This window comes from Pseudomonas sp. GM49 (assembly GCF_000282355.1).
In the GTDB taxonomy this organism is placed as follows: Bacteria; Pseudomonadota; Gammaproteobacteria; order Pseudomonadales; family Pseudomonadaceae; genus Aquipseudomonas.
On the sequence record NZ_AKJL01000337.1, the window covers coordinates 17953 to 41562 of the forward strand.

Annotated in this window: 17 protein-coding genes; 9 read left to right on the plus strand and 8 right to left on the minus strand. The window is 59.7% G+C overall.

What is annotated here, in order from left to right:
• Nucleotides 1–195 precede the first annotated feature (195 nt).
• Entirely contained in the window at nt 196–2796 is a 2601-nt protein-coding gene (acnB, locus tag PMI29_RS00485; RefSeq protein WP_033052801.1) for a bifunctional aconitate hydratase 2/2-methylisocitrate dehydratase, read from the plus strand.
• Nucleotides 2797–3023: 227 nt separating this feature from the next.
• On the opposite strand, the gene PMI29_RS00480 is transcribed toward acnB, so the two are convergent.
• Both PMI29_RS00480 and PMI29_RS00475 read right to left on the minus strand, forming a co-directional pair.
• Entirely contained in the window at nt 3024–4676 is a 1653-nt protein-coding gene (locus tag PMI29_RS00480) for a SulP family inorganic anion transporter (RefSeq protein ID WP_008004610.1), read from the minus strand.
• A gap of 94 nt (nt 4677–4770) precedes the next feature.
• A complete protein-coding gene (locus PMI29_RS00475) occupies nt 4771–6051 on the minus strand; it encodes a serine/threonine transporter (RefSeq protein WP_008004611.1) in 1281 nt (426 codons plus the stop codon).
• 309 nt (nt 6052–6360) lie between these two features.
• On the opposite strand from PMI29_RS00475, the gene PMI29_RS00470 reads away from it, so the two are divergent.
• The 5 genes from PMI29_RS00470 (at nt 6361) to PMI29_RS00450 (ending at nt 10566) form a co-directional block, all read left to right on the plus strand.
• Complete coding sequence (locus tag PMI29_RS00470; RefSeq protein ID WP_008004612.1) at nt 6361–6744, plus strand: tautomerase family protein; 384 nt, start codon at nt 6361–6363, stop codon at nt 6742–6744.
• A 29-nt stretch (nt 6745–6773) separates the two neighbouring features.
• Nucleotides 6774–7361 carry a TetR/AcrR family transcriptional regulator gene (locus tag PMI29_RS00465; protein ID WP_008004613.1) on the plus strand — a complete coding sequence of 196 codons (588 nt, stop codon included), beginning with the start codon at nt 6774–6776 and terminating at the stop codon, nt 7359–7361.
• 125 nt (nt 7362–7486) lie between these two features.
• Complete coding sequence (locus PMI29_RS00460; RefSeq protein WP_008004614.1) at nt 7487–8452, plus strand: 2-hydroxyacid dehydrogenase; 966 nt, start codon at nt 7487–7489, stop codon at nt 8450–8452.
• A 144-nt stretch (nt 8453–8596) separates the two neighbouring features.
• Entirely contained in the window at nt 8597–9664 is a 1068-nt protein-coding gene (locus tag PMI29_RS00455) for a phosphotransferase family protein (protein ID WP_008004615.1), read from the plus strand.
• A 134-nt stretch (nt 9665–9798) separates the two neighbouring features.
• Entirely contained in the window at nt 9799–10566 is a 768-nt protein-coding gene (locus PMI29_RS00450) for an SDR family oxidoreductase (protein ID WP_008004617.1), read from the plus strand.
• An 87-nt stretch (nt 10567–10653) separates the two neighbouring features.
• Here the strand turns inward: PMI29_RS00450 and PMI29_RS00445 are convergent, their stop codons facing one another.
• From PMI29_RS00445 to PMI29_RS00420, 6 genes are all read right to left on the minus strand, one after another.
• Entirely contained in the window at nt 10654–12948 is a 2295-nt protein-coding gene (locus PMI29_RS00445; protein ID WP_008004618.1) for a hypothetical protein, read from the minus strand.
• 793 nt (nt 12949–13741) lie between these two features.
• Entirely contained in the window at nt 13742–14842 is a 1101-nt protein-coding gene (locus PMI29_RS00440) for a helix-turn-helix transcriptional regulator (protein ID WP_008004620.1), read from the minus strand.
• Nucleotides 14843–15046: 204 nt separating this feature from the next.
• The gene (gene sigJ / locus PMI29_RS00435) at nt 15047–15940 is read right to left on the minus strand and encodes an RNA polymerase sigma factor SigJ (RefSeq protein ID WP_008004622.1); all 894 of its coding nucleotides are present in this window, start codon (nt 15938–15940) and stop codon (nt 15047–15049) included.
• 3 nt (nt 15941–15943) lie between these two features.
• Nucleotides 15944–16378, minus strand: coding sequence for a carboxymuconolactone decarboxylase family protein (locus tag PMI29_RS00430; protein WP_008004623.1), 435 nt, complete (start codon nt 16376–16378; stop codon nt 15944–15946).
• Nucleotides 16379–16472: 94 nt separating this feature from the next.
• Nucleotides 16473–17756 (minus strand): Zn-dependent hydrolase, encoded by a 1284-nt coding sequence (locus PMI29_RS00425; RefSeq protein ID WP_008004625.1) that lies wholly within the window; start codon nt 17754–17756, stop codon nt 16473–16475.
• 151 nt (nt 17757–17907) lie between these two features.
• Nucleotides 17908–19392 carry an NCS1 family nucleobase:cation symporter-1 gene (locus PMI29_RS00420; protein ID WP_008004628.1) on the minus strand — a complete coding sequence of 495 codons (1485 nt, stop codon included), beginning with the start codon at nt 19390–19392 and terminating at the stop codon, nt 17908–17910.
• A gap of 541 nt (nt 19393–19933) precedes the next feature.
• Between PMI29_RS00420 and hydA the strand changes: the two genes are divergently transcribed.
• The 3 genes from hydA to preA form a co-directional block, all read left to right on the plus strand.
• Nucleotides 19934–21373, plus strand: coding sequence for a dihydropyrimidinase (gene hydA, locus PMI29_RS00415; RefSeq protein WP_008004630.1), 1440 nt, complete (start codon nt 19934–19936; stop codon nt 21371–21373).
• 159 nt (nt 21374–21532) lie between these two features.
• The gene (locus PMI29_RS00410) at nt 21533–22900 is read left to right on the plus strand and encodes an NAD(P)-dependent oxidoreductase (RefSeq protein WP_008004633.1); all 1368 of its coding nucleotides are present in this window, start codon (nt 21533–21535) and stop codon (nt 22898–22900) included.
• The coding region (preA, locus tag PMI29_RS00405; protein ID WP_008004635.1) for an NAD-dependent dihydropyrimidine dehydrogenase subunit PreA at nt 22901–23610 on the plus strand (710 nt) is incomplete at its 3' end.

Sequence of the window (23610 nt, forward strand, 5' to 3'; positions counted from 1 at the left end):
TCCAGCGGGGAAAAGCCCAACGCCAACCCTCATCAGCTCCCGTTCTGCAGGCGTAAAACTTTGAAAGCAGCTTCTGTAAGGAATTGTCGGTAATTCTGGCCAAGTGGCTCACAACGCCATGCAGCGCATGAGTACGGCAATTTCGGGATGAGCGTCCCGGACACCCATTTGGGACCACTGATGAGGGTAATAACTGTGCTTGAAGCCTACCGCAAACATATCGAAGAGCGCGCAGCACTGGGTATCGTTCCCCAGCCGCTAAACGCCGAACAAACTGCAGGCCTGGTCGAGCTGCTGAAAAATCCCCCGGCTGGCGAAGAAGCATTCCTCGTTGACCTGATCACCAATCGCGTTCCGCCAGGCGTGGACGAAGCTGCCTATGTGAAGGCCGGCTTCCTGTCTGCCATCGCCAAAGGCGAAGCCAAATCCCCCCTGATCGACAAGAAGCGCGCTGTTGAACTGCTCGGCACCATGCAGGGCGGCTACAACATCGTGACGCTGGTTAACCTGCTGGACGACGCCGAACTGGCTCCAGTAGCTGCCGAAGAACTCAAGCACACCCTGCTGATGTTCGACGCCTTCCACGACGTCGCTGAAAAAGCCAAGAACGGTAACGTTCACGCCCAAGGCGTGCTGCAATCCTGGGCTGACGGCGAGTGGTTCGTGAAGCGCCCGACCCTGGCCGACAAGATCAGCCTGCGCGTGTTCAAGGTCACCGGCGAAACCAACACCGACGACCTGTCCCCTGCGCCTGATGCCTGGTCCCGTCCGGACATCCCGCTGCACGCCCTGGCCATGCTGAAAATGGCTCGCGACGGCATCGTGCCGGACGCACAAGGCGTCACCGGTCCGATGAAGCAGATCGAAGAAATGCGCAACGCCGGCTTCCCGATCGCCTACGTCGGCGACGTGGTCGGTACCGGTTCTTCGCGTAAATCGGCCACCAACTCCGTACTGTGGTTCTTCGGCGACGACGTTCCTTATGTACCGAACAAGCGTGCCGGCGGTTTCTGCTTCGGCAGCAAGATCGCTCCGATCTTCTACAACACCATGGAAGACGCCGGCGCACTGCCAATCGAATTCGACGTTTCCAACATGCACATGGGCGACGTGATCGACCTGTACCCGCATGCTGGCAAAGTCTGCAAGCACGGCACCGACGAAGTCCTGACCACCTTCGAAATGAAGACCCCGGTCCTGCTGGACGAAGTTCGTGCTGGCGGCCGTATTCCGCTGATCATCGGCCGTGGCCTGACCGAGAAGGCTCGCGCCGAGCTGGGTCTGCCACCTTCGACCCTGTTCAAGAAGCCTGAAGCACCGGCTGAAAGCACCAAGGGTTTCACCCTGGCGCAGAAAATGGTCGGCAAGGCTTGCGGCGTGACCGGCGTTCGTCCGGGCACCTACTGCGAACCGAAGATGACCACCGTGGGTTCCCAGGACACCACAGGTCCCATGACCCGTGACGAGCTGAAAGACCTGGCGTGCCTGGGCTTCTCGACCGATCTGGTGATGCAGTCCTTCTGCCACACCGCGGCTTATCCAAAGCCGATCGACGTGACCACCCACCACACCCTGCCTGACTTCATCATGACCCGCGGCGGCGTTTCCCTGCGTCCGGGCGACGGCATCATCCACTCGTGGCTGAACCGCATGCTGCTGCCGGACACCGTCGGTACCGGTGGTGACTCCCACACCCGTTTCCCGATCGGCATCTCGTTCCCGGCCGGTTCCGGTCTGGTTGCGTTCGCCGCAGCCACTGGCGTCATGCCGCTGGACATGCCTGAGTCGATCCTGGTTCGCTTCAAAGGCGAACTGCAGCCAGGCGTCACCCTGCGTGACCTGGTTCACGCCATTCCTTACTACGCGATCCAGGCTGGCCTGCTGACCGTAGAGAAGAAAGGCAAGAAGAACGCCTTCTCCGGTCGCATCCTGGAGATCGAAGGTCTGCCTAAACTGACCGTAGAACAAGCGTTCGAACTGTCTGACGCCTCGGCTGAACGTTCGGCTGCCGGTTGCACCATCCAGCTGTCCAAAGAGTCGATTGCCGAATACCTGCAGTCCAACATCACCTTGCTGCGCTGGATGATCGGCGAAGGCTATGGCGATGCACGTACTCTGGAACGTCGCGCCCAAGCGATGGAAGCCTGGCTGGCCAACCCTGAGCTGCTGGAAGCGGACAAAGACGCTGAATACGCCGAAGTCATCGAGATCGACCTGGCCGACATCAAGGAGCCTGTGCTCTGCGCGCCGAACGATCCGGACGACGCTCGCCTGCTCTCCAGCGTTGCTGGCGAGAAGATCGACGAAGTGTTCATCGGTTCGTGCATGACCAACATCGGTCACTTCCGCGCTGCCGGTAAACTGCTGGAACAGGTCAAGGGTCAGCTGCCAACCCGTCTGTGGCTGTCGCCGCCGACCAAGATGGACGCTCACCAGCTGACCGAAGAAGGCTACTACGGCATCTACGGCAAGGCCGGCGCTCGCATGGAAATGCCAGGTTGCTCGCTGTGCATGGGTAACCAGGCACGTGTAGAGCCGAACTCGACTGTCGTATCGACTTCGACCCGTAACTTCCCGAACCGTCTGGGTGACGGCGCGAACGTCTACCTGGCTTCGGCTGAGCTTGCGTCCGTGGCTTCCATCCTGGGTCGCCTGCCGACCGTCGAGGAGTACATGGAATACGCTGGCAAGATCGACAGCATGGCGGCCGATGTCTACCGCTACCTGTCCTTCGACCAGATCGCCGAGTTCCGTGAAGCTGCTGCGAACGCCAACATCCCGGTCGTTCAAGCCTAACGCTGCAAAGCAATGAAGAACGCCGCCCATCGTGAGATGAGCGGCGTTTTTTTATGCCTGAAAACTCGCCAGTGAAGTGAGAGCTTTTTGTGGCGAGGGGGCTTGCCCCCGTTGGGTCGCGCAGCGGCCCCAGTATTTCCATGGCTAAACAGTGTTTACCGAATTTACGACTGCTTCGCAGCCGAACGGGGGCAAGCCCCCTCGCCACAAAAGCCCATACCCACCGGTCATGCGCTCAACTTGAGCGCCTGCTGCACCGCCCCATCCACACTCAAACCACTCAGAATCACACCGCTTGATTGCACCTGCGGCAACGCCGCCAACGCCGTTTGTGCGTCGTCCTTGAGACGCGCCAGAATCAGCTGCTTGCCCTCCTGATGCACCCGTACAAAAAACTCCTGCAACGCCTCAATGCTGGTGCCATCCAGATCCGGCGACTCCTCCAGACTGAGAATCACCGTATGAATCGGCGTTTGCGAATGCCGGATCAAGCGCAAGGCAGCGCCGAGAATCCGCTCGACGTTGGCAAAGAACAACGCTTCACCCGGTCGGACAATCAGCACCCCCGGCTCTGTCATCGCCGTTGGATGGCGTTGCAGGTCGACAAAGTCGTGACCGCCATCGATGCGCCCCAGAATCTGGATATCCGCCGCCGACATCTGCTTGAGCATCAGTAACACACTGATCGCCACCGCCACCAGCAAGCCGTCAAGCACCCCCAGCACCAGCACCGCGCCCACGGCGCAGATCACCAACAGACGGTCACGGCGCCAGATGAAATACCGTCCCAGCGGCTGCAGGCTCAAGCCGCGTCCCAGGGCATGGATGACGATGGCGGCGAGGATCGGTTCCGGAGTCAGGGCGATGTAAGGCAGCACCGTCAAGACAATGACCAGCACTACCAGCGCCGCCACGATACCGGCCAGGCGCGAAGTGGCACCCGCCGCCTCGTTCGCCGACGTTGCCGAATACCCGGCTCCCGCCGGCATGCCGTGGAACAGGCCGGACAGCAGATTGGAAGCCCCCAGCGCCAGCAAATCGCGGTTCGAGGTGACTCGGTCACCATGCTTGAGCGCATAAGAACTGATCGAGCCATAAGACTCCGCATACAGAATCATCACCATGGCGAACGCCAATTCACCCAGACGCAGCCAGTCGGTGAACGGCAGCACCGGCAACTTCGGCACCTCCAGACTGAGGTCGATTACACCGATCAGCTTCACGTCATAGGCCGGCAGGTTCAGCCACTGCCCCGCCGCAATGCCGATCACCACCACCAACAAACCGCCCGGCAGGCGCCGAAAACGCGCGAACAGCCATAACAAGGCCAATGCCACGGCGCCGACGCCAGCCGCCACCCAGTTCCATTGCGGCAGTTGCTCCAGCAATTGCGGCAGAAAGCGCACCAGGTTGGCATCGGTCAAATGCACGCCGACCACGCTGGCGACCTGCTTGAGAATGATGGTCAGCGCCAGGCCAAAGGCAAAACCGCGCAGCACCGGTTTGGCGATGAACGACGTCACGCTGCCGAGCTTGAACAGCCCGGCCAGCAAGAAAAACGCCCCAGTCACCAGCACCAGGCCGATGGCCAGCGCCGACCGCAGTTGCGGATCGCCATTGGCCAGGGTGGCGGTCGCGGCCGCCAGCACGGCGGCGGAGGATGAAGTGGCCGAGACAATCGCAAAGCGGCTGGTGCCCAACAACCCATAACACAGCAACCCGGCGAACAAGGCGATCACCCCGGCCTGGGGCGCCAGTGCGGCGATGCTTGAATAGGCAACCGCTTCGGGCAGCAACAGGCCGGCAATCGACAAACCTGCCAGCAGGTCCTGCCAGCGATTGGGTTGTTCAATGGGGTTTGGCGGTGAGGCGCTCGACAATCCGGTGTCTCCAGGCGAAAAAAAACCGCTGCACGTATCACGTGCAGCGGCCACTGTAGCTGTCAATCCGGCACTGCGCGAGCAGGCCGGTCGATCACGCGCTCAAGGAATAGATCAACGCGGTAATCGCCACCAGACCCACCGCCGTCACGAAGACGTTGGACGCCTGACCGCGATAGCGTGCCATCGCCGGTACCTTGCGGATGGCGTACATCGGCATCAGGAACAGGATCGCCGCGATCACCGGGCCACCCAGGGTTTCAATCATGCCGAGGATGCTCGGGTTCAGCGTGGCGACGATCCAGCACACCACCAGCATGAACGCGGCGGTCATGCGATCCAGGGTCTTGGCGGACGGACGCTTGCCGCTCTTGACGATCAGGCCCTTGAGGCCTTCGCTGGCGCCGATGTAGTGCCCCAGGAACGACTTGGAAATGGCCACGAAGGCAATCAACGGCGCCGCGAAGGCGATGGTCGGATTGCTGAAGTGGTTGGCCAGGTACGACAGGATCGACAGGTTCTGCGCCTTGGCTTCAGCCAGTTGCGCTGGCGACAGGGTCAGCACGCAACTGAAGACGAAGAACAGCACCATCACCACCATCAACAAGTGGGCGCGGGACAGGATCTGCGAGCTGCGCTCCTCGGCGTGCTCCCCGTAGCGACGCTTCTGGTCCACGGCGAACGCCGAAATGATTGGCGAGTGGTTGAACGAGAACACCATCACCGGAATCGCCAGCCACAGGGTGTGCAACAGCGCCGACGGTGCCGGCACGCTGCTGGCGGTGGTCAGGATGCCGCCGTTCCAGTGCGGAACCAGGTACACCGCCAGAAACAGCAGCGCGACAATGAACGGGTAGACCATCAGGCTCATGGCCTTGACGATCAATTGCTCACCGCAACGCACCACCGCCAGCAGGCCAAGGATCAGCACCAGCGACAGCACGGCGCGCGGTGGCGGCGTGATGTGCAGTTGATGCTCAAGGAAACTGCCCACAGTGTTGGTCAGGGCCACGCTGTAGATCAGCAGGATCGGGAAAATGGCGAAGAAGTACAGCAAGGTGATCAGTGCACCGGCCTTGATGCCGAAATGCTCTTCCACCACTTCGGTGATGTCGGCGCCTTCGCGACCGGACAGCACGAAACGGGTCAGCCCGCGGTGTGCATAGAACGTCATCGGAAACGCCAGCAACGCCAGGATCAGCAGCGGCCAGAAACCGCCGAGGCCTGCGTTGATCGGCAAAAACAGGGTTCCCGCACCAATCGCCGTGCCAAACAGGCCCAGCATCCAGGTGGTGTCTTGGCGATTCCAGCTCGAGAGCGTCGCTGGTGTCGCTTCTACATAGCGTTTGTTGACGCTATTGGCCTGATCATTCATCCGGTGGGATCTCCACATTCCGGTCACTTGCCACCCGGCCAGGGCGCGTCGGAATACCCGACAGGCGGCGCCTTGGCCGAAACAGGGGCGCGATTCTGGAGGATTAGTGAGCAGAAGCAAAGACTTAGGTGAGGAACGGTGGTACCAGATTGACGAAAATCCCCTTGCAGGAGATCCCCTGTGGGAGCGAGCTTGCTCCCACAAGGATCTGCGGTGCACTGCGCTTCATCGCCAAAGCGCAGTCCGCACTTGATAAAGGTCTATCGTCATGTATTTTTAACCGACCTGCATTCCTTCTGGAGTCTTCCCATGCCATTGGTTCGCGTCGACATCAAAAAACATCAGGACCCCACCCGTGCCAAACGCATCGGCCAACTGATCTACGCCGCCATGCACAGCACCATCGGTGTGCCGGAGAACGATAATTTCCAGATACTCGCCGAACACGATGAGCAGCATTTCATCTTTGACCCCGGTTACCTGGGCATCAGCCGTACGGACCAACTGGTGGTGATCCAGATCACCATGAGCGAAGGACGAACCGTCGAGCAGAAAAAACTCCTCTACAAAACCATCACCGAGAGCCTTCATGCAGAACTCGCGGTGCGTCTGGAGGACGTTTTCATTAATCTGGTGGAAGTGAAAAAAGAGAACTGGTCGTTCGGCAACGGGATTGCCCAATACGCCCTCTGATATTCAACCTGCAGCCCCGAGAGTGACCCATGCCCCGAGTTTCCCGCAAACAAGCCGACCTCAACCGCGAGACCATCGTCGATGCCGCCACGCGGCTGTTTCGCGAACGCGGCCTGCACGGGATCAGTGTTGTCGATGTGATGGCCGCTGCGGGCCTGACCCACGGCGGTTTTTACGGGCATTTCGAATCCAGGGAAGCCCTGGCGCAAGAGGCCAGTGGCCGGGCCTTCGAACAGGCCGCGCAACGCTGGCAAGCAAGGGTGGCTGACAATGACAACAAGGACGCTGCCCGCCGCGCCGTGGTCGAAACGTACCTGTCCAGCGAAAGCCGGGACAATCCGGGTGACAGTTGCCCGGTGGTGGCCTTTGCCGGGGACATGTGCCACGAGGCTGCCGAGAGCGGTTTGCGTCAAACGTATTTGCAGGGCCTGAACAACCTGCTCGATTCCCTCGGCTCGTTTCTGGACACAGAGGACGAAGCCGGCAAACGGCAGCAGGCGTTGGTGCAATATTCGATGATGTTCGGAGCACTGATGCTGTCTCGGGCCACCCGCGGTGATCCGTTGTCGGATGAGTTTCTCGAAGCCGTCCGGGCCGCTCTCATCCCGCCGAAGTAAAGCGACCTCAAGCCGCGCAATAAAGGATCGCAGGCTGCGATCGCTGGCGGTTGCCAAGCTATCCTGAAATCAGCAATCTCAAGAGACATTCGAGCCGATTTTACGATGCCCACAGGAAGCCAAGCATGCCTGTAACCGTTCTGGTACTGGTTGAAACCATCAATGATTACCTGCCCATCCTCGAACATCAGGGTTTCCACCTGATTCTCGCCCCGACGCCCGCCGAGCGCGCCGAAGCCATCGCCCGGCACGCCGGGCAGATCGACGCCGTCCTGACCCGTGGCCCATTGGGGCTGTATGCCGATGAAATCGCCGCGCTGCCCAACCTCAAGATCATCTGTGTGATCGGCGCCGGCTATGAACACGTCGACCTGCAGGCCGCCGCCGACCGGGGCATCACCGTCACCAATGGCGCCGGGGTCAACGCCTCGTCCGTCGCCGACCATGCCATGGCGCTGCTGCTGGCGCTGGTGCGCGACGTGCCCCGCTGTGATGCCGCCGTACGGCGCGGCGAATGGCCGAAAATCATGCGCCCTTCCCTCGCCGGCAAACGCCTGGGCATCCTCGGTCTCGGCGCGGTCGGCATGGCCATCGCCAAACGCGCCGCCAACGGCTTCGACATGAGCGTGTGCTACCACAATCGCCAGCATCGCAGCGATGTGCCCTACACGTTCTGCTCGACGCCAACCGAATTGGCGCGCGCGTCGGACTTCCTGATCGTCGCCACGCCCGGCGGCCTGGGCACCAGGCACCTGATCAATCGCCACGTGCTCGACGCGCTGGGCCCCGACGGGTTTATCGTCAACATCGCCCGGGCCAGCGTGATTGTCACCGCCGACCTGATCGCCGCCCTGGAGCAACGCCGGATCGCCGGTGCCGCGCTGGATGTGTTCGACGCCGAACCAAAGGTACCGGATGTGCTCAAGACCCTGAACAACGTGATCCTCACGCCCCATGTCGCCGGGCTGTCCCCGGAAGCCACCCAGGGCACCGTCGAACTGGTGGGCAAGAACCTCGTGGCGTTTTTCTCCGGCCAACCGGTGCTCACGCCGATTGCCTTGCCGCCGGCCATGAGCCGGGTCGCTCATTGATGGCAATTCAAACAGCTGTATCAAAAACAATGATTGGCCGGCAACACGCTCACCTATAAGAGCCGATCGCGGTTGTGGGTGCGGGGTGTGCGCATTAGATTAGCCAATAGTTTCAGGCCTCCAGAATAAGCAGAAGGGATAAGCATGGCGCTTACTGACCAGTCCACCCGTATCCGCACCGGCGAAGAGCTCGATGCCAGCCTGATCGATCCGTACCTCAAGGCCCATATTCCGGGGCTCAGCGGTTTGCCACGGATCAGCCAGTTTCCGGGCGGCGCTTCAAACCTCACCTACTTGCTGGAATACCCCGAACAGGAATTCGTCCTGCGTCGCCCGCCCTTCGGCCACAAGGCCAAGTCGGCCCACGACATGGGTCGTGAATTCCGCATCCTCAATCAACTGCGCGACGGTTTTCCGTACTGCCCGAAAGCCTACGTGCACTGCACCGACGAATCGGTGATCGGTGCCGAGTTCTATGTCATGGAACGGGTCAACGGCATCATCCTGCGTTCCGACCTGCCGCCGGAGCTCGGGCTGGACTCGGCGAAAACCGAAGCCCTGTGCAAGAGCTTCATCGACAAGTTCGTCGAACTGCACCAGGTCGATTACAACGCTTACGGCCTGGGTGACCTCGGCAAACCCGAAGGTTACGTGGCGCGGCAAATCAAAGGCTGGAGCGATCGTTACGAAAAAGCCCTGACCCCCGATGCGCCACAATGGGAAACGGTCAAGGCCTGGCTCAACGACAAGATGCCGGCCGACCATCCGACCTCCAGCATCGTGCACAACGACTACCGCTTCGACAACGTGATCCTCGACCCGAACAACCCGATGCAGATCATCGGCGTGCTCGACTGGGAACTGACTACCCTCGGCGACCCGCTGATGGACCTGGGCAACACCCTCGCCTACTGGATCGAAGCCGATGATCCGGCGCCAGTGCAGATGATGCGCCGCCAGCCAAGCCACGCGCCGGGCATGTTGACCCGCCGCGAGTTCGTCGATTACTACGCCGAACGTTCGGGCATCCGCATCGACAATTTCGACTTCTACTACACCTACGGCCTGTTCCGCCTGGCCGGCATCGTGCAGCAGATCTACTACCGCTTCTACCACGGCCAAACCCAGGACAAACGCTTCGCGCAGTTCATTCACATGAACAAGCTGCTGGAGCAGATGAGCCTGCAGGTCATCCAGAAATCCAGCCTGTGAGCGATGAACCCTGTAGGAGCGAGCTTGCTCGCGAAGATCTCAAACGATAACGCGCACTGACTGGCCTCAACGGAACAGCATTGGCCGCAACCCGGCATTTGACTCGATAACAAGACTTTTCATAAGGGAATCCCATGTCCAAGACTCAGTTGTTCGACCTCGACGGCAAGATCGCTTTCGTCTCCGGCGCCAGCCGTGGCATTGGTGAAGCCATCGCCAAATTGCTGGCCCAGCAAGGCGCCCACGTGATCGTGTCGAGCCGCAAGCTTGAAGGCTGCCAGCACGTGGCCGACGCTATTATCGCTGCTGGCGGCAAGGCCACCGCCATCGCCTGCCACATCGGCGAAATGGAACAGATCAGCCAGGTCTTCGCCAGCATCAAGGAACAGTTCGGCCGCCTCGACATCCTGGTCAACAACGCCGCGACCAACCCGCAGTTCTGCAACGTGCTGGACACCGACCTCAGTGCTTTTCAGAAAACCGTCGACGTCAACATTCGCGGCTACTTCTTCATGTCCGTGGAAGCCGGCAAGCTGATGCGCGAAAACGGTGGCGGCAGCATCATCAACGTGGCCTCGATCAACGGCGTTTCGCCGGGGATCTTCCAGGGCATTTACTCGGTGACCAAGGCGGCCGTAATCAACATGACCAAGGTGTTTGCCAAGGAATGCGCGCAGTTCGGGATTCGTTGCAATGCCCTGTTGCCAGGCCTCACCGATACTAAATTCGCCTCGGCGCTGGTGAAAAACGAAGCCATTCTGAACACCGCCCTGCAGCAGATCCCGCTCAAGCGGGTGGCGGATCCGAGTGAAATGGCGGGGGCGGTGCTTTACCTCGCCAGCGATGCTTCGAGCTATACCACTGGGGTTTCGTTGAATGTGGATGGTGGTTTCCTGTCCTGATTCTATTTCCGAATAAAAAAGGCAGCCGATCAGGGCGATTGGCTGCCTTTTGTTCACACTGTTACCACCGGTCGCTCGGCAATCAAATCAAGCTGGCCGGCTAATAAACTCAACCTTCTCCCTTGCTGAATATTCTGATGAATAATCAAAGAAAACCGTCTGCTCTGGTTTATGGTTAACTCCCGCCGTCATGAGCCAACGCACCATGCCGCCAGAGGCATCAAACCATTCGTTTAAATATGGCATAAACAAGTACTCTCCCTGCGTACCATCGACATATATGCGGGAGACTCCAGGTGAAACCTCCACGCGAAGGTAATAGGGATTCAACCTTGAAATAGTTTGAACCCCGGAAATTTCTTTATCATCTAAAAAATATTTCGCAATAATTTTTCTGCTAACTGGTAAAGCCAGAATCGTATCAAGCCCTTCCATAGCAAGTCCGAGCTCAAATGTCCCGTGTTTTGCAGAGGGACTACTCACATCCCAATAATAAGTCGCTGTATCTATATTCAGATTCGGTGTCACGCTTAAGTCCTGCTCCACAATACCGTCCCCTCTAATCCAGCGCAAACTCACTAAAGCACCATCCAATGGGCTACCCGGCTTAGGAGTTAACGTAATTACGCGCTTTGAATCTTTCAGATAGGGAACTTCATTATTGGATACGTCAATGCCATCAATTTTAACGACAGCCTCATCCGCCAGATTGTTCGACAGCAACTTGCTGACCGCAATTTTTACTGGAATAGACATTCCCTCCCCTACCACAGAAATCTCGAAGGTGCCGCTTCTGTTATATCCAGTCAACTGCCAACGCCAATTGGGCCCTCCTACCCCCTCAAATGGCGGAGCACTTTGTATATCGCCTTCGGATAGCCCCTGTAAGAGCTTACAACTCAGCGTAATATTGTGTCCGGCGATCGGACTGCCTGGTTTAGGGACCAGCGTAACTTCCTGAGCCTGCCCCCTTATGAATACATTTCCACGGGAAGGGACACTTTTCCCACCAATCTTCACCTCAACCTCATCTGCCAGATTGTTCGACAGCAACTTGCTGACAGCCAAGGTAATCGGTGTGGTCATGCCCTTGCCCGACAAGGCCAATTGGAAGGTGCCGCTTTTGGTGTTCCCGGTCACTGCCCAGCTATGGGTAGTTGGCTCACTGCCGAAGGCCGGTGCACTCACCACGTTGGCGACATCGAGGCCGCTTTTAATCGCACAGGTCAGCTTGACCGGAAGGCCGGCCAGCGGACTGCCTGACTTGGGAATCAACGTCACCGTTTGCGCCTTGTCCCGGTAAAACCAATTACCCCCGGCAGGCACGGCGACGCCGTCAATCTTCACATCTGCCTCATCCGCCAGATTGTTCGAAAGCAACTTGCTGACGGCCAAGGTAATCGGTGTGGTCATGCCCTTGCCCGCCAACGCCAACTGGAAGGTACCACTTCTGGTTTTCCCGGTTACTGCCCAGGTATACGTGGAGGTTCGCTCACTGCCAAAGGCCGGTTCACTCACCACGTCGGCTGCACCAAGGCCACTTTTGACAGTACAGGTCAACGTCACCGGAAGGCCCCACAGCGGGCTGTCTGAACGGGGGATCAACGAAACCGTTTGCGCCTTGTCCCGGTAAAACCAATTACCCCCGGCAGGCACGGTGCCGTAGTCAATCTTCACGTCTGCCTCATCCGCCAGATTGTTCGACAGCAACTTGCTGACAGCCAAGGTAATCGGCGTGCTCATGCCCTTGCCCGCCAACGCCAACTGGAAGGTGCCACTTCTGGTTTTCCCTGTTACTACCCAGCTGTAGGTGGTTCGCTCACTGCCAAAGGCCGGTGCACTCACCACGGAGATACCGAAGCCACTTTTGATTACACAGGTCAGGGTGACTGGAAGGCCGGCCAGCGGGCTGTTGGGTTTAGGGATCAACGTCACTGTTTGCGCCTTGTCCCGGTAAAACCAATTACCCCCGGCAGGCACGGCGGCACCGTCAATCTTCACGTCTGCCTCATCCGCCAGGTTGCTCGAAATCACCAGGCTTCGGTGCTCCCACGGCACCAGCACTTCCCTGCTGAAAAACACCAGGGTAATACGACCGCTCTTGCCAGTGTCCGGTGTAATCTTCCAAGTGAACTTGCCATTAACGGGAGCCACCCAAGCGCCAAATTCCGGCGATGCAACAGTTTCCAAACCGCCATTGTCAGCCAGCCCCAGGTTGAGCGCCCTGGCGATCACGGGTGGAGCCTCCACCGTCACTTCGTTCTCCTGCCCGCGGAGCAAAACGAGTTCCGCCCTCCATTCCACTTTCTTGCCGTTGATAAACAACGTGGCTTGTTCCCAAGGGCTTGGTGCAGCGGTTGAGTCTTTTAATTCGGTGCTCATGACGACGTTTCCTTTTCAGCGATGGACATAAAAAACAGTCCATGAACTATCAGGAAAAATCGATGCACCGAGAACTATCATAAATGACAGGTCTATCAGTGAAAAAAAGATGTGTTCTTCACTAAACTAGAAATACCAGGTAGCAGATAGTGTCAGAACAGACAGCAAAAACGATCACCCAGCAATAAAAACCGACCACCTGATACCAACTTTTAGCCGATTTACCATTCAGCATGGCCGCGCCGTTCAACAACGCGGCCGTCACACTGGCTTACTGGGTAATACACCGAGTCGTGGTGGTGACTCGGGTCACCTGCCCATCTTCGCCCCGTACATCGCCCAGGACATCGGTTTTATCCATGGCCTGGCAGGTGCGTTCAGGAGGGGGTGGAGTGATTGTTGGAGGTGGGGGCGGACTGGAGCAGCCGCCGAGAATCGCTGCGCAGAATGCGAGCGGTGCAAAAACGCGTTTCCCAAGAGTGTTCATAGGTTGACCCGCGATAAGTGATCGACACATTTTTGTGACAACAAAACCCGCGCGCAAAATCCACACACCTGTCACAAAAATAAAAAAATGCGAATCACTCATGGCTCAGCCGGTGGTCAACGCCAGTAAAAGCTGGCAGTTCTTACATCACGGGATCAGGGCGCCGACCGATTGCGAAGGGGTGCGAAGGTGACTTGAAGTCACCTGCCGTACTTCCTCAGCCCAGGAGCCGATCCACCGGGTCGACACATGAATGTGCACCCTGCGATTTAGTGCACTTGCACCTTATTGCTGCCCCTTTGGCCGCTACTCACTCGAGAACAGTCCCCGCTCCCGCGCCCAGACAATCGCCTCGCTGCGGCTGTGTACACCGAGCTTGGAATACACCGCCGCCACATGGTTGCGCGCCGTGTTAGGCGCGAGTTTCAGGCGCGCGGCGATTTCCTTGTCGGCCAGGCCTTCGCATATCAGGCCCAGCACATCGCGCTCACGGGCGGTCAGGTCGGTGAAGGAGACACGGGGCAACTTCGGTGAATTGACGTTCTTCACGTTGGCCAGTTTTTCGATCAGCGTGCGGCTGAACCATTTGGCGTCCTTCATTGCTTCCTCGATGGCCGACACCAGTTCCAGCTCGGTGCGCTTGCGCTCGGTGATGTCCATCAGCACCAGCAGGTAGCACGGGTTGCCCTGAATGTTCACAGTGTCCGCCAACACGGTGCAATCGATCAGCCTGGTGTCTTTGCGGCGTACGCGCACATCGATGCGGTTCAGGCTGCCGGTTTTCTCCAGCGCGGCGAACAGCCAGATGCGCGCGTTTTTATCATCGATGAAATCGATCTGCGCAACGCTGATCCCAAGCACTTCCTCACTGGGAAAACCCAGGGTATCGAGGAACGCTTCGTTGACGTCCAGCACCCGTTGATCAGCCGCGCCGCACAGCAGAATCGGCACCGGGGACAGACGAAACACTGTGGCGAAGCGTTGCTCGGCGCTGGCCCGGTCGGTGACATCGTCCATGATCAACACCAGCGATTCCGGTTCGCCACGGCTGTCAACCAATACCAGGCTGCGCACGCGATGGACCCAGGTACGCGCTTTGTCCGCCGCCGACGTCACCTCCACCAGCACATCGCTGAACGTCTCGCCACGGGCCACCCGGTTGATCGGATAGCTGTCGGCAGGCACGACGCCACTATTGAGATAACGCAGGGCAAAGCGTTTGGCATAGGCCTTGGCGTTGCTGCCCAGATCGCTGATTTGCGCTGCGCCGTGCATGGCCAGCGCGGCGTCATTGGCCCACAGTATGCTCTGGTCGGGATCCAGCAGAATCACCCCGTCGGACAGACCGGCGATGATTTGCCTCAGCTGGCGGCGATTGGTTTCCGTGGCCTGGACGTCCTGGCTCATTGCGTCTCCACAAGTAGGATGACCCTGTAGGGTACGACCTCCGGTTTTTTGGATAGTGCAACGAACATTGTGGGAGCGGGCTTGCTCGCGAAATCGGTGTGTCAGGTGAGCTAAATGTCGACGGGTCCACCACTTTCGCGAGCAAGCCCGCTCCCACAGCAATCGCCATCATTTTCGGAACGCTCACGGCCGGTGGTCGTTTGACTAGTGCACGTTCAACGACACCTCCAGCCCCGCCAACTTGTCCGGATTACGCATGATGAAAACCCGATTCACCCGCCCCGTCTCGTCGAAACCAAACGTCACCGACGCGTTGATAACACCATCGGCCTTGATGATGACACCTTGAGCACCATTGATCTCAATGGGCAGCCATTCACACGTTTGCCAATAGGCGTGCAACGACTGGCCAATGAAATCCAGCACGCTTGCGATGCCAACCAGCGTTTCACGGATCGCCGAAGCCTTGCCGCCGCTGTCGGCGCAGAGTTCGACGTCTTCGCTGAGCATCGCGCTCAAGTTCGCCGTGGAGCCACTGGCGATGGCATTGTGGAAGGCGCTCAGCAACTGGTTTTGGCGCACAGGTTCCGGTTGATAGCGGGTTTGCGCACTGCCCAGACTCGCCTTGGCCCGAGACACCAGTTTGCGGCAAGCGGCTTCCTGCACCCCGACCGCATCGGCGACCTGCGGGTAATTCATGTCGAAGATTTCGTACAGCAGGTACGCCGCGCGTTCCTTGGGTGTCAGCCGCTCCAGCAACAACACGAACGCGGTGGACAGCGACGAAGCCAGTTCATGCATGTGCTCGGGTGAATCCTGATGGGCCGTGTGGATCGGCTCCGGCAGCCAGGTACCGATGTAATCCACCCGGGACTTGTGCGCCGACCGTAGCAGGTCGATGCAATGGCGGGTGCAAGCGGTGGTGAGCCAGGCGGCCGGCGTGGAGATGGAGGCGCGATCGGCCTCCAGCCACTTGATGAACAACTCCTGCACCGCATCCTCTGCTTCGGCGCGCGAGCCGAGGATGCGATAGGCCAGACCGAGCAAAAAGGGCCGGCGCTGCTCGAACACAGTGGCGGCGTTTTCAGCGGAGTTCATCAATCAGTGCCTCGACACCTGCAAGCGGTTCCACAGGTTGATCATGCCGATCTCGGCCGTCAAGGCGCCGATCTGCCCATCGCTGAAATGCGCCCTCAACTCACCGCGCAGGCTGGCGTAATCGGTTTTTGCATCCAGCACCGTCAAGGCTTCGGTCCATGCCAGCGCGGCGCGCTCCGAAGGGCTGAAATCACTGACGTGACGCCAGACGATCAGGCGATCCAGACGCTCGTTGGTTTCGTTGGTCTCACGGGCTTCGCGGGTGTGCATCTTCACGCAGAAACCGCATTGGTTGATCTGCGAGGCGCGCAGGTGGATCAAATGCTTGAGGGCTGGATTGAGATCTTGTTGATCGAGAACGACATGGACCTGGGTCAGGCTTTCGAAAACCTGTGGAATCGATTGCAGCAGATTGACCGCTTGGGTGTTGGACGACATCGTGTTGCTCCACTGATTGAGGGGTTCAGCAGGATGACGATTGAGGATTGCGCTTTGTGACGTGCGCTGAATCATTCAGCGCACGTCACTCGTTTCAATCAACCAACTCGCCCTTCGCCACCGCCGCCGAAGCCGCCAGCATCGCCCGCAACAGCACCGCACAGCCGGCCGCGAGGTCATCCGGCGCGGCGTTTTCGATTTCGTTGTGGCTGATACCGCCTTCGCACGGCACGAAGATCATCCCGGCCGGGCCGAGTTCGGCGAGGAAGATGGCGTCGTGCCCTGCCCCGCTGACGATGTCCATGTGCGACAGACCCAGGCCTTGGGCAGCGCCGCGCACGGCTTCGACGCAGCCCTTGTCGAAGTACAGCGGCGGGAAGTCGGCCGTCGGCGTGAGCTCGAAGGTCAGGCCATGTTCGTCGCAGGTGGTTTCGATGACTTCGCGCACTTCGGCGATCATCGAGTCCAGGCGCGCCGGTTCCAGATGCCGGAAGTCCAGGGTCATGCGCACTTCGCCGGGGATGACGTTGCGCGAGCCGGGATAGGCTTGCAGGCAACCGACGGTGCCACAGGCATGGGGTTGATGGCTGAGGGCGGCGCGGTTGAGCGCACCGACGATCACCGCGGCGCCGACCAGGGCGTCCTTGCGCAGGTGCATCGGGGTCGGGCCGGCATGGGCTTCGACGCCGCGCAGTTTCAGGTCGAACCATTTCTGCCCGAGGGCGCCCATGACCACACCGATGGTCTTGCGTTCGTCTTCCAGGATCGGACCTTGCTCGATGTGTGCTTCAAAGTAGGCACCGACTTTGTGGCCGCTGACTTTGCGCGGGCCGGCGTAGCCAATGGCATTCAGTGCTTCCCCCACAGTCACGCCATCGGCATCGACCTTGGCCAGGGTTTCTTCGAGGGTGAATTTTTCGGCGAACACGCCGGAGCCCATCATGCAAGGGGCGAAGCGCGAGCCTTCTTCGTTGGTCCAGACCACCACTTCCAGCGGCGCTTCGGTTTCGATGTTCAGATCATTGAGGGTGCGCAGCACTTCGACGCCGGCCAACACACCGAAGCAGCCATCGAACTTGCCGCCCGTGGGCTGGGTGTCGATGTGGCTGCCGGTCATCACCGGTGGCAGGTCGGGATTGCGCCCGGGACGGCGGGCGAAGATATTGCCGACGGCGTCGATGCTGACGGTGCAGCCAGCCTCCTGACACCATTTGACGAAAATGTCCCGGGCCTGGCGGTCGAGATCGGTCAGGGCCAGGCGACACACGCCGCCCTTGACCGTGGCACCGAGTTTGGCCAGCTCCATGAGCGATTGCCACAGGCGGTCGCGGTTGATGTACTGATGGCTGGACTGCAGAACGTCTACGGCCGCGTTCATGATGATCTCCTCAGGCTGTTCTTGTGTATTTCTTCAGGTGTTTCTTCGGTGGACTCAAAGCCCTCATCGCGAGCAAGCTCGCTCCCACATTGGATCTCCAGTGTTTACAGATCCCCTGTGGGAGCGAGCTTGCTCGCGATGGGGCCATCCTTCACACCGCAGATTTCGCGACTGACGGACTCGGCCGCACCACACTCACCCCGTAATAAATCAGCCCCCCGAGGGCCGAGCCGGTGAACCAGCCGTAGCTGTAGAACCAGCTGAAGACATCGCTGCCCAGGGACAGCAGCGTCAACACCACCGGCACGCCGAACGCGATGAAACCGCTCCAGTTCCATGCCGGATAGACGTCATCGCGGTACAGGCCGGCAAGGTCCAGTTGCTGTTTCTTGATCAGGAAATAGTCCACCACCATGATCCCCGCAATCGGGCCCAGCAAGCTGGAATAGCCGAGCAACCAGTTGGAATAGACCGTTTCCAGGCTGAGGTCGGAAACGATCAGGCCGAGCTTTTTCAGCAGTTCATGGGCCATCAGCGCCAGCCCGACCAGCCCGGTGAGCATCACCGCCTTGGTCCGGTTGATTGCCTTGGGGGCGATGTTCTGGAAGTCGTTGGTCGGCGATACGATGTTGGCCGCAGTGTTGGTCGACAGCGTGGCGATGATGATCAGCGCCATGGCCAGCGCCACCCAGACCGGACTCTGGATATGGCCGATCAGGGTCACCGGATCGGACACCGTCACGCCCACCAGCTTCACCGAGGCGGCGGTCATCACCACGCCCAGGGAGGCAAACAGGAACATGGTCAGTGGCAAGCCGATGATCTGCCCGACAATCTGGTCCTTCTGGCTTTTCGCGTAGCGGCTGAAGTCGGGGATGTTCAGCGACAGCGTGGCCCAGAACCCGACCATCGCCGTCAGCCCGGCGGCAAAGTAACTGGCTACGCTGGCACCTTCGGGACGTTTGGCGGGGATCGCCAGCAATTCAGTCATCGATACGTTGGGCATCGCCCACACCAGCAAACCGGCGCCCACCGCCACCAGGAGCGGGGCCGACAGGGTTTCCAGCCATTTGATCGACTCGGCGCCGCGAATCACCACCCACAGGTTCAGCACCCAGAACACCATGAAGCCGATGACCTCACCGGTGCCGCCCAGGGATCTCCAGCCCTCGAACACCGAGCCGAGGAACAGGTGAATCGCCAGCCCGCCGAACATGGTCTGGATGCCGAACCAACCACACGCCACCAGGGCGCGGATCAGGCACGGAATGTTGGAACCGAGCACGCCGAAGGACGAGCGCAGCAACACCGGAAAGGGAATGCCGTACTTGGTGCCGGGAAAGGCGTTCAGGGTCAGGGGAATCAGTACGATGATGTTGGCAAACAGAATTGCCAGCAGCGCTTCGCCAACCGTCAGGCCAAAGTACGCGGTCAGCACGCCACCGAGGGTGTAGGTCGGCACGCAAATCGCCATGCCCACCCACAGCGCGGTGATGTGCCATTTGTTCCAGGTGCGTTCGCGCACCTTGGTCGGCGCAATGTCGTGGTTGTAACGGGGACTGTCGAGGACATCGCTGCCGGCTTCCAACTCAAACAAGCCGTCGCGCTCGGTCACTTGCGATCTGATCTGTTGCATGGCCGCTCCACTGTTCTTTGAATTATTTTTTGCTCATCGGGTGCTGACGGCATCAATAAACGTGCCGGGTGCCCCGCCTGTGCATCGGGCAGTTCCATAAACACAATGTAACTAACTGATGTTTATCAGTTTTATTCGCTGACTCGACTATTTGTCAGGCCACTCAGGCCGAATGCCAGGCAAGTTGTCCGGACAGTCAGGACTCAAACTGGTGCGTTGATCTTTTTTCAATGGCTGCGCATCAACCATAGACCATACTCAAACAGCTGATTTCACATAAGAAATCTTGACTATTTTTAGATCCTGTCAAGTGCGTCAAAATGGTGAGGTCGCTCACCATTTTGGTGATTCTTGTATTTAAACGTTAAATATCAATCAGTTAATAACTGAATAAGCTTATAAAAAATATTCTTGCCGATTCGAATAACTGCAGCTAGCGTTTAATCCTGACAGCGCTGACAGGAATACACCTGTTGACGCTGGCGTCATATAAAACATCTAGAACCGGCATTAGCCGGTCATTGCCTGCGAGGAACTCGGAATGTCTCTGTTGATCCGTGGCGCCACCGTTATTACCCATGATGAAAGTTATCGCGCCGATGTGTATTGCGCAGACGGCGTGATCCAGGCCATCGGCGACAACCTCGATGTTCCTGCAGGGGCCGAAGTGCTCGACGGCAGCGGCCAGTACCTGATGCCCGGTGGCATCGACCCGCACACGCACATGCAACTGCCCTTCATGGGCACGGTGGCCAGCGAAGACTTCTATAGTGGCACGGCGGCGGGACTGGCCGGCGGCACCACGTCGATCATCGACTTCGTGATTCCCAATCCGCAGCAGTCCTTGCTCGAAGCCTTTCATCAGTGGCGCGGCTGGGCCGAGAAGTCGGCGTCGGACTACGGTTTTCACGTCGCCATTACCTGGTGGAGCGAACAGGTCCGCGAAGAAATGGCCGAACTGGTCAGCCAGCACGGCGTCAACAGCTTCAAGCATTTCATGGCCTACAAGAACGCGATCATGGCCGCCGATGACACCCTGGTGGCGAGTTTCGAACGCTGCCTGGAACTGGGCGCGGTGCCGACCGTTCACGCGGAAAACGGTGAACTGGTGTATCACCTGCAACGCAAGCTGATGGCCCAGGGCATCACCGGGCCAGAAGCGCATCCGCTGTCGCGGCCGTCACAGGTTGAAGGCGAAGCGGCGAGCCGGGCTATCCGCATCGCCGAAACCCTGGGTACGCCACTGTATCTGGTGCACGTCTCAACCAAGGAGGCCCTCGACGAAATCACCTACGCCCGCGGCAAGGGCCAGCCAGTGTATGGCGAAGTACTGGCCGGGCACCTGCTGCTGGACGACAGCGTCTACCGCCATCCGGACTGGCAAACCGCCGCCGGATACGTGATGAGCCCGCCGTTCCGCCCCCGCGGTCATCAAGAGGCGCTCTGGCATGGCCTGCAATCGGGTAATTTGCACACCACCGCCACCGACCATTGCTGCTTCTGCGCCGAGCAAAAAGCCGCTGGCCGCGACGACTTCAGCAAGATCCCCAACGGCACTGCCGGCATCGAAGACCGCATGGCGGTTCTGTGGGAAGAAGGCGTGAACACCGGACGCTTTTCGATGCAGCAATTCGTCGCCCTGACGTCCACCAACACGGCGAAAATCTTCAACCTCTACCCACGCAAAGGCGCGATTCGCGTCGGTGCCGATGCCGATCTGGTGCTGTGGGACCCGCAAGGCACGCGGACCATATCAGCCAAGACCCACCATCAGCAGGTGGACTTCAACATCTTCGAAGGCAAGACCGTGCGCGGCATACCGAGCCACACCATCAGCCAGGGCCGCGTGGTTTGGGCCGATGGGGATTTGCGGGCCGAGCGTGGGGCCGGGCGCTACATCGAACGGCCGGCGTACCCGGCGGTGTTTGATTTGCTGAGCAAGCGGGCCGAGTTGAATCAGCCGGTTGCTGTGAAACGCTGAAAGCGGCCTGCGGCCTATCGCGGGCAAGCCCGCTCCCACAGGGATCTCGGGTGTCCACAAAAACTGTGGGAGCGGGCTTGCCCGCGATAAGGCCCGCACTGACAACACAAAAAACATGCCCGTCAGAGGCAATACCTCAATAACCGTGAGGCCAACACCGTGATCAAGACCCTGGACCACCTCCCGCATCCCCATGAGAATGCGACCGCCCTCGCCGGCCATTTCACCGATCTGGCGCCGCCGCTCAACGAGCGACAGGCCCGGCTCGAAGCCTCGCGCTGTCTGTATTGCTACGACGCGCCCTGCGTGAATGCCTGTCCGAGCGAGATCGACATTCCGTCGTTCATCCGCAACATCCAGCAAGACAACGTGCAAGGCGCAGCGCAGAAAATCCTCTCGGCCAACATCCTCGGCGGCAGTTGCGCCAGGGTTTGCCCGACGGAAATTCTTTGCCAGCAAGCCTGCGTGCGCAACAACGCTCACGAATGTGCGCCGGTCATGATCGGCCTGTTGCAACGCTATGCCGTGGACAATGCACATTTCAGCACTCACCCGTTCCAGCGTGCCGCCACCACCGGCAAACGCATCGCCGTGGTCGGCGCGGGCCCGGCCGGTTTGTCCTGCGCCCACCGCAGTGCCATGCACGGGCATGATGTGGTGATCTTCGAGGCCCGGGAAAAGGCCGGCGGCCTCAACGAGTACGGAATCGCCAAATACAAACTGGTGGATGACTATGCGCAAAAGGAGCTTGAGTTCCTGCTGGAGATTGGCGGGATCGAAATCCGCCACGGGCAGAAACTCGGGGAGAACCTGACCCTCAGCGAACTGCATCAACAGTTCGATGCGGTGTTCCTCGGCCTAGGGCTCAACGCCAGCAAACAACTGGGCCTGGCCCACGAAGACGCGCCCGGCCTGCTCGCAGCCACCGACTACATCCGCGAACTGCGCCAGGCCGATGACCTGACCCAACTCCCCTTGGCCGACCACTGCATCGTCCTCGGCGCAGGCAACACCGCCATCGACATGGCCGTGCAAATGGCCCGCCTCGGCGCCCGTGACGTGAACCTGGTGTACCGGCGCGGCGCCGAAGACATGGGCGCCACCCATCACGAGCAGGACATTGCCAAGGCCAATCAGGTGCGGCTGATGACCTGGGCGCAACCCGAAGAAGTGCTGCTCGATGACCACGGCCGTGTGCGCGGCATGCGTTTCGCCCGCACCCATCTGGTCGAAGGTCGTCTGCAAACCACCGGCGAAACCTTCGAACTGGCCGCCGACGCGATCTTCAAAGCCATCGGCCAGGCCTTCGATGGCAACGCCCTCGCCGATCCACTGGCGCGTGAGCTCAAGCGCCAGGGCGAGCGCATTGAAGTCGATGAACAGCTGCGCACCAGCATCCCCGGCGTGTATGCCGGCGGCGACTGCACCAGCCTCGATCAAGACCTCACCGTGCAAGCCGTGCAGCATGGCAAGCGCGCCGCCGAGGCGATCAATGCTCAACTGATGCTTAACGTGGAGGCTGCATAAATGGCCGATCTGTCGATTGTCTTCGCCGGCATCAAAGCACCCAATCCATTCTGGCTGGCCTCCGCGCCGCCGACCGACAAGGCCTATAACGTGGTCCGCGCCTTCGAGGCCGGCTGGGGCGGCGTGGTCTGGAAAACCCTGGGGGAAGACCCGGCGGCGGTGAACGTGTCGTCGCGCTACTCGGCGCACTTCGGGGCGAACAGGGAGGTGCTTGGTTTTAACAACATAGAGCTGATCACCGACCGCTCGCTGGAGATCAACCTGCGGGAAATCACCCAGGTCAAAAAGGACTGGCCGGACCGCGCGCTGATCGTATCCCTGATGGTGCCCTGCGTTGAAGAGTCGTGGAAACACATCCTGCCACTGGTTGAAGCCACTGGCGCCGACGGCATCGAACTGAACTTCGGTTGCCCCCACGGCATGCCGGAGCGCGGCATGGGCGCGGCGGTCGGCCAGGTGCCGGAATACGTCGAACAGGTCACCCGCTGGTGCAAGACCTATTGCTCGCTGCCGGTGATCGTCAAGCTGACGCCGAACATTACCGACATCCGCGTCGCCGCCCGTGCGGCCCACCGGGGCGGTGCCGATGCGGTGTCGTTGATCAACACCATCAACTCGATCACCAGCGTCAACCTCGAACGCATGGTGGCCAACCCCATGGTCGGCAGCCAAAGCACCCACGGCGGATACTGCGGCTCGGCAGTCAAGCC